This window comes from uncultured Paraglaciecola sp. (assembly GCF_913058035.1).
In the GTDB taxonomy this organism is placed as follows: domain Bacteria; phylum Pseudomonadota; class Gammaproteobacteria; order Enterobacterales; family Alteromonadaceae; genus Paraglaciecola.
This window is the reverse complement of the sequence record NZ_CAJXPA010000032.1, coordinates 25,522-33,488: the sequence shown is the minus strand read 5'-3', so window position 1 is coordinate 33,488 and position 7,967 is coordinate 25,522. Positions and strand designations below refer to the sequence as shown.

Here is a 7,967-nt window from a genome sequence, read left to right as displayed (position 1 = left end):
CTTGTATGTCGGCTGCAAAAGCTATGCTGCTATAATGAACCACACCCGCCATTACCATGAGGTTTACAATTTTATTTAGCTTAATCATCTTCGTTTCCTGTAGTTTTATGTAAGTGACACAGGGATAACGGATGGAATATGAGTTTATTCCTTCAATGTTAAAATGAGTTTCAAAAATCCAAAAAGGCCGAAATTTCAAAATCGTGGATTATGCCGCGGCTTAGTTAAGATTATTAAAGGGTATTTGAAGTGAGCTGGATTGTTGGGAGTTTCCCAAACCGAGGTTCTTGTTTCGAGTTTTTAAAATAGATGCCCCGTATGCTCATTTATTACGTGAGCTTCGCATTTAACTCACCTACTTTAAAGGTTTGTAAAAGTTGTTTTAAATTGTTCCAACAATTTTAGGTGAACATACGCAAGATACGCAACACGATGGAATACGTGCAGCCAAACCATATTCATTCTACCGACCTAAAAAATTAATAGGTTGTGAAGATAAATTAGCCATTTAGGCATTTCAATTTTGTGACACCATAGTTTTTTTGATCGTACCGAAGACACACTTCGACTGACGGCAACCAACAACATATCATCGTTCAAGTAATCTGTTTATTTTTAATTATTTTGATGTTTTGACGTTTTGATGTTTTGATGTTTTCAATTATTACCATAGTGGTAGGTAGCTCGGCAACCATGCCATTGACTTGAGAAGAAGCTAACACTTATCGTTCAATTGCACTTTCTAGTTTGTATCTCTGATTGATGTTGTCAGTGTGATTTGTTGCTAATGATAGTTTCTGCACCCTACAGTCAAAAAGTTGTCGTATGACTATAGTTAATCATCGCAACGCTCCATTCATTTGATTTTAAAAGGATATTTAAAACTGGCATCAACTGTGCTGTGACACGTTTAAGTCATAATTTATAATAAATGGTGTTACTCGTGTCTATTTTTAGTACTACCCAAATAATGGTTAATTCTTTGGATCTTCTCCCTACGCAAGGTTCAAAAAAAAGTACTTTAGCTAGCAGCCCCGTACTTGATGATTTGTTACCTGAATTATCTGTTTGGCAAACTGGCGAGATTAAGCAGAAGCAACCATTAGAAAACATCGATACATACATGTTACAAGAGACCAGACTGATACTAAAACGAGTGCGCTCTTTTTGTTTTAGGCTAATGTTAACCGACTTCACTAGGTTTAACATTAAACTGCAAGCTAATGGTTCTGAGGCTGCGTTGCTGATAACTGGGACATTTGAAGAAAAGAAAAAACTAACTAAAATGATAAATCAGGATAATTGGTTGAGTGGTGCGTTCAATTGGTTGTGCCCAAACTACCGTGCATTAGCGCATTCTCAGGAGTTAATTACTTTTTCCTACCTTTATGAAAAAGATCGCCAGCAGGCACTTCACCGATATAGACATTTTGACCACACTGAACAAGGAATGTGTTGTTATTTAGCTTGTGATATACAAAAGGGCGTACCTAATTTAACTTGGTGTTTGGAGTCGCCCAAGACAATTTATACGTTAAAGGAACTGCACAACAAATTTTAAAATTTTTAACTCCTCAATTTGTATGGGAGCTCGATGTAAACATTGGCAAATAACACGATTAATTTAACTAAATTACGATGCACGTTTACGCAGTTTGAAAACGCGGTAGATTGGTATTCATTGTAAGGTCAAGAATTAGTGGCTGCTAGCTGTACTTTGTTTTCTAACGATCAACCTCTGTCTGACCCATTTCCATCAAACGACTATAAGTGCGGCGAAATTCAAACATTAAAGCACCTTCGTTATAAAGTTCGGCCAAAGGAACATCAGAGCTTAAATACAGGTTTACATTTTGATCATATAGCTCATCAATAAGGCTGATAAACCGTCTGGTGCTATCGTCGCTGTTAGCATAACTCACAACACGCTCTCCAGTACTCATGGCTTGATTTTCGCCTACACCATCCTCTGTTCCACGCGCCTTGATCCACCCGCGTACTTCACCACCAAGATAGGGCACGTTGCTAAGCATCACTGTGCTAAAACGATTCGCAATTTCCATATAATCTACCTGCGAACGATGCCCATCGCACAATGCTGTAAAATCAAACCAGGCCACAGAGTTTTGTCGAGAAAGCTCCGTAGCTCTAACCACTGGGATATCGCGATAGCAGATGGTTACACTGCTGGTTTTGATTTTATGAGAAGGGGTGGCGTGGGTTAATTGCGCAAAGATAACAGCAAAGTCAATTTTACCTTTAATGCCAATCTTGAGTGATGAAGGAGATGACGAAACCCTATTTGTAGGTATATTACATTCTGCGTTTATTACGTTTAGCCGATGGTCAAACTTGCCATTAAGATGCAACATTTTAGTATGTTGCTGCAAAAGACCGACGCAGGGCAAAAACTTATGCCTAGCTAAACCGTTTTCGTACAAACGTTCGATAGGAATGTTTGACGTAGCAACCAATACCACCCCTTTTTTAAACAAACATTCAAATAAACCAGCCAAGATCATAGCATCGGCAATGTCAGAAACGAAAAATTCATCAAAACACAACACGCGACATGTTTTAGACAAATCATTAGCAATCTGTATTAAAGGGTCTTGCTCCCCAGTATGGTCGTTCAGTGCTTGATGTATGCGTGCCATGAAACGGTGAAAATGAAGCCGAAGCTTGCCTTCATCAGGAAGGCAGTCATAAAACAGATCCATCAAGTATGTTTTACCTCGACCCACATCACCCCAAAGATATAAACCTTTAGTAATGGGTGGTGACAGTCCTTTTGGCTTGGTCAAGTGACCAAATAGGTCATTTAACGCATTTAATGCAGTTTGTTGATAAGGATCGTCAACTAGCTTATCGCCTAATTGTGACTGGTAGACTTCGATGGGTGACGGTGAAGTGGGTAATACAATGATGCTTGTGCCATCAGGCATGATGAATAATTCAAATTAATAACTAATAACATATCTGATCATAACGATTCGTAAGACCTTAACCAAGTCTAAATTGGCATAAGTAAAAACGTAGATAAATAGACAGATAAATTAAATAACAGGTTATTCAATCTTAGTTTTACTACTGAGTTTAAAGAGTTCAAAAATTAACTGTCTGTGATCAGGTAAAATAATTAATATAAAATTGAACTTATTTTGTGATTGTCCCTCTGAATATATAGTTTTTATGTGTGTTCTCATTTTAAGCCTGATTATTTATCAGGCTTTTTTTTGCCTATTTTTCAATTATATCAAACCGAGATGGGACAGTTAAGTGTCATTAAAAGGACATGTATATTAATTTATGTTGAAGCCGTCTGAACGCATCTTAGGCGTTACTTCAGATGCGTTTGACTAACCTTTAAATAAGTACTCACCCATAAATTTTGTGCATGGCGAAGCCGAAACTTGGAATGTGCTTCTCTTATAAACCTGGCATTTACCTTGCCGGAGACTTCGGGGTGCATTTAGAAAATTGTGTATACGACTGACAAAGGTATTCGCTGGTTTACATTACCACCGGACTCGTTAGTTCTTTCCTATTGGCAAACTGGCTGCAATTCCTATTTAATAACAACGACGATAAAAACAAAAAAAGAGAACATTATGTTTAATAAAGTTTTAGCAGTATTCACTGTCACAGCTATTAGCTGGAACTCTTTCGCCGACTCAAATTCCGATCTAACTAATATCATCGACCAACACTGGCAAAATGCTAAAAAAGAAAAAGTATTCTTCCGCACCGATCCGGATGGCTGGAAACCTAATGGCAAATTAGCCGAATTCACACCTCAGGCCATAGCTAGGCGAGAAGCTAATAATATTCAGGTATTGGACGCCCTTGAAAAAATTGATACTCAAGTATTAAGTGAAGCAAAACTGATGAATTTTCGTCTATTTAAATATGAACGAGAAACTGAAGCTCTGAGCCACCGATATCAAGATAAGTATTTCCCGATTAACTTTTTAAGCGGTTGGCACACCTACTTTGCCGAAGCACCAGCTAATATGGCATTTTTATCAAGCAGCGATTACGACAACTTTTTAATTAGCTTGGCTGACTATCCTCGCTTTAATCAAGAAAATATTAACCTGATGAAAGCGGGTTTAGCCGATGGGTTCATTCATCACTGCGAAAGCTTTAAGGACTATCACCAAACTATCAGCCAACACATAGTGACAGATCCAAAACAAAGCGCTTTATTTGAACCTTTCACCCGCTTTCCTAACACTTTTAATCAACAGCAAAAAAGCAACTTCAGTACCCGAGCTATCAAGCTAATTGACTCAGCAGTGACACCTGCGTATCAGAGATTTTATGACTTTTTTGTTAACGACTACATGCCTAACTGTCGAAAAGAACCGGGAATTGCCAGTGTTAAAGGTGGTTTGGACTACTATACATACACGGCTAATTATTTTACCACTACTGATGCCACACCTAAACAAATTCATGATTTGGGCTTAAAAGAAGTTAAACGTATTCGTATAGAGATGCAGTTGATTATCGATAAAGTAGGGTTCACAGGAAGTTATGCTGAATTTTTAGTGTTTTTAGCTACTGACCCACAGTTTTATGCAACAGACAGACAAGATGTACTCGAAAAAACGGCGTTTATCGCAATGAAAATGTATGGCAAATTACCCACATTTTTTGGACACCTTCCGCGAAATACTTTCACGATCAAAGGTTCAGCGACTAGAGGTGCGTTTTATATGCCACCACCAGACAATCGCACACCGGGAACATACTTTTTAACTTCCGAGCCGTCACAACAACCACTTTATAACTTAGAGGCACTCAGCCTGCACGAGGCTGTGCCAGGGCATCACCTGCAAAATGCTATTGCTATGGAATTAGATGTACCGGAATTCAGGCGCACACTGAGCCATTCAGCCTTTGGCGAAGGTTGGGGCTTGTATTCAGAGCGACTGGGCAAAGAAGCAGGGTTCTACCAGGACCCATATAGCGACTTCGGCCGTTTAGGTTACGAAATGTGGCGAGCTGTACGCTTAGTCGTCGATACTGGTATTCATGCTTTTGGCTGGAGCCGCCAAGAAGCTATCGATTATTTGGCTAAACACACCGCACTGACACAAAAAGCCGTAGAGAACCAAATTGATCGGTACATCTCATGGCCTGGCCAGGCATTGTCATACAAAATGGGCGAAATCAAAATTCGTGAGTTACGTGCAAAAGCGGAGCAAGAACTAGGTGCTAATTTTGATATACGGAGTTTTCACGACACTGTAATTGGTCAAGGATCGTTGCCAATGGCGGTGCTTGATGATGTTATAAACGATTGGATAAGCACTCAAAAAGCGAAATAAACATGTCTAATTCGCTTTCCGTTATCCCCGCGCAGCGCATCGAAGACTGGTGGCAACAACGCCACCAGCAGAAACTCAATGAGTGCCATACATTAGGTAATAAATTAGACATTATCTTCATGGGAGACTCGATTACTCATGCTTGGGAAGTTGAGGGTGAAGCTGCATGGCAGCACTATTACACTCATCAAAAAACTCTTAACCTGGGTTATGCAGGAGATCGAACTGAGCACCTTTTATGGCGCATCCAAAATGGTGAAATTAATGGGCTATGTCCCAAGCTGCTAGTGTTGCTCATTGGCACCAACAATGCAGGACATAGACTTGACACACCTGAAGAGATCGCTGCTGGAGTGAAAATAATACTCGAGGAGCTCAAACAACGCTTACCTGAAACAAAGCTTGTGTTGATGGCTATCTTTCCTCGTAGCAGAAATAACAAAAAACCTATGCGAAAACGGGTAAACCTGAGCAATCAATTAATTAGACAATTCGCCGACAACAAGCAGATTTTTTGGTTAGATATTAACCATTATTTTCTTACCAAAGAAGACGTACTGCTAGAATCCACTATGCCGGATTTGTTGCACCCAAATGCAGCTCAATATTGGATTTGGGCAGAGCAGGTAGAATTGATACAACAAAGTATACTTTAGTGCGTTAATTCAAAATCGTTAGTTGTTGGCGTAAAATTAAATGAAATCTAGACCTAAAGTACCCAGTGATTTGACCATCAACTCATCTACTGCCAAACAAAATTATGTCACTCAGTAGTTTGAAGTATATAACTGGAGCTTGTTGGAGCCTCATCTCTAGTATTAAAGATTAGTTTTATCACTGGCACCTTCTTTAAATAAGCTAATTAAATTGGTACATATGTAATAGTTTGTTACGTATTCAATCTAAATTACTGTCCTTACCCTCTTGAGTGCAATTCGAACAATGCAATACACTGTTAAGAGAATTATAATTATAAAAGCTACGGCATAGGAAACAATAATGGAAAGACGCGATTTTATTAAAATCGGTGGTGTAGGAGTGGGAGCGCTAATGCTTCCTATAACTGGCATCGCCATTTCAGCAGACCAAATGTTAGATAAACCCATGGACGTAGCTTATAAAAAGAAGCTAGCAGACATTGCTCTTAATGCAGCAAAAACCGCTGGTGCTAGTTATGCAGATGCACGTATTGGTCGCTATCTAAACCAATTTGTGACAACCCGTGAAACCCGTGTCGACAATATTGTGAATACCGAGTCAGCAGGCATTGGCGTACGTGTCATTGCAAATGGTACTTGGGGTTTTGCCTCTACTTCAAATATGACCCCAGACAGCGTGGCTAAAACAGCCGAACGTGCAGTTGCCGTAGCTAAAGCCAACTCTAAATTTCAGACCATGCCCGTTAAGCTCGCGCCCGTTAAAGGTGTGGGTGAGGTCAGTTGGCAAACTCCCATCACAAAAAACGCAATGGAAGTGCCTATAAAAGACAAAGCTGATTTGTTACTCGCAGCTAACGCTGCTGCGATGGATAATGGTGCTAACTACATTACCTCCATGTTATTTTTAGTCAACGAACAAAAATATTTTGCCTCAACAGATGGCTCTTATATTGACCAAGATGTACACCGCTTGTGGGCACCATTTTATGCCACCGGCATAGGTAAAGATGGCTTTAAACAACGCAACGGTTTAGGTAATCCTGTAGGCATGGGTTTTGAATATTTAGATGGTCTTGAAAAAGATAAAATCAAAATTACGGGTGCTAACGTGGGGTATAACAACTCCTATGACTTGGTTGAAGACGCCGCGGCGGCGGGTAAACAACTGAAAGCGAAACTTAAAGCGAAATCAGTCGAGCCAGGAAAATACGATTTAGTATTAGACCCTGCTCATCTTATGTTGACCATTCATGAATCGGTTGGGCATCCCTTAGAACTCGATAGAGTATTAGGTTACGAAGCCAATTATGCAGGCACCAGTTTTGCGACCATAGATAAATGGAAAAGTGGAAAATTTCAATACGGTTCTGATAGGGTTAATTTGTTTGCAGATAAAACCCAACCTTATTCATTAGGTAATGTTGGCTATGATGATGAGGGTGTGAAAACCAAAGACTGGGACTTAGTCAAAGACGGCATTTTAGTCAATTATCAAGCGACGCGCGATCAAGTACATATGATTGACCAAAACGAATCACATGGCTGTAGTTATTCCCAAAGCTGGCGTGATGTGCAATTTCAGCGAATGCCCAATGTATCTTTAAAACCTAATGAACAAGACATTTCAGCTGAAGATGTAATCAAAGACGTCGAAAATGGTATTTATATCGCCGGACGTGGGTCGTTCTCGATCGATCAACAAAGGTACAACTTCCAATTTGGTGGGCAACTGTTTTACGAAATCAAAGATGGAAAAATTACTGATCAGATTGAAGATGTGGCTTATCAGTCCAACACTCAAGAATTTTGGAACAGCTGCACCCAAATGGCTGGCAAATCAGATTATCGAGTGGGTGGTTCGTTCTTTGATGGTAAAGGTCAACCTTCACAGGTTAGCGCGGTTTCTCATGGGTGTCCGACTACGAGATTCAACAACATTAACGTCATCAACACTGCGCGTAATGTGTAAGTC

The 7,967-nt window shown here is 39.8% G+C and carries 5 protein-coding genes; 4 read left to right on the top strand and 1 reads right to left on the bottom strand.

The window, feature by feature from the left end:
• The first annotated feature begins 943 nt into the window (after nt 1-943).
• On the top strand, nt 944-1,561 hold the full coding sequence (locus QZ562_RS06345) for a hypothetical protein (RefSeq protein ID WP_293758307.1): 618 nt from the start codon (nt 944-946) through the stop codon (nt 1,559-1,561).
• A gap of 163 nt (nt 1,562-1,724) precedes the next feature.
• Here the strand turns inward: QZ562_RS06345 and zapE are convergent, their stop codons facing one another.
• Nucleotides 1,725-2,945: a cell division protein ZapE gene (gene zapE / locus QZ562_RS06340; protein WP_293758303.1), complete on the bottom strand. Its 1,221-nt coding sequence runs from the start codon at nt 2,943-2,945 to the stop codon at nt 1,725-1,727.
• Nucleotides 2,946-3,611: 666 nt separating this feature from the next.
• Here zapE and QZ562_RS06335 point away from each other — a divergent pair.
• From QZ562_RS06335 to QZ562_RS06325, 3 genes are all read left to right on the top strand, one after another.
• Nucleotides 3,612-5,336, top strand: a complete 1,725-nt coding sequence (locus QZ562_RS06335) for a DUF885 domain-containing protein (protein WP_293758300.1) — start codon at nt 3,612-3,614, stop codon at nt 5,334-5,336.
• 2 nt (nt 5,337-5,338) lie between these two features.
• Nucleotides 5,339-5,992, top strand: coding sequence for a GDSL-type esterase/lipase family protein (locus QZ562_RS06330; RefSeq protein ID WP_293758297.1), 654 nt, complete (start codon nt 5,339-5,341; stop codon nt 5,990-5,992).
• Nucleotides 5,993-6,335: 343 nt separating this feature from the next.
• Entirely contained in the window at nt 6,336-7,964 is a 1,629-nt protein-coding gene (locus QZ562_RS06325; protein ID WP_293758294.1) for a TldD/PmbA family protein, read from the top strand.
• Nucleotides 7,965-7,967: the final 3 nt, after the last annotated feature.

Excerpts from the sequence above, each read along its gene's own strand:
- zapE (WP_293758303.1), bottom strand. The coding sequence starts at position 2,945 with ATGCCTGATGGCACAAGCATCATTGTATTACCCACTTCACCGTCACCC.
- QZ562_RS06335 (WP_293758300.1), top strand. The coding sequence starts at position 3,612 with ATGTTTAATAAAGTTTTAGCAGTATTCACTGTCACAGCTATTAGCTGG.
- QZ562_RS06330 (WP_293758297.1), top strand. The coding sequence starts at position 5,339 with ATGTCTAATTCGCTTTCCGTTATCCCCGCGCAGCGCATCGAAGACTGG.
- QZ562_RS06325 (WP_293758294.1), top strand. The coding sequence starts at position 6,336 with ATGGAAAGACGCGATTTTATTAAAATCGGTGGTGTAGGAGTGGGAGCG.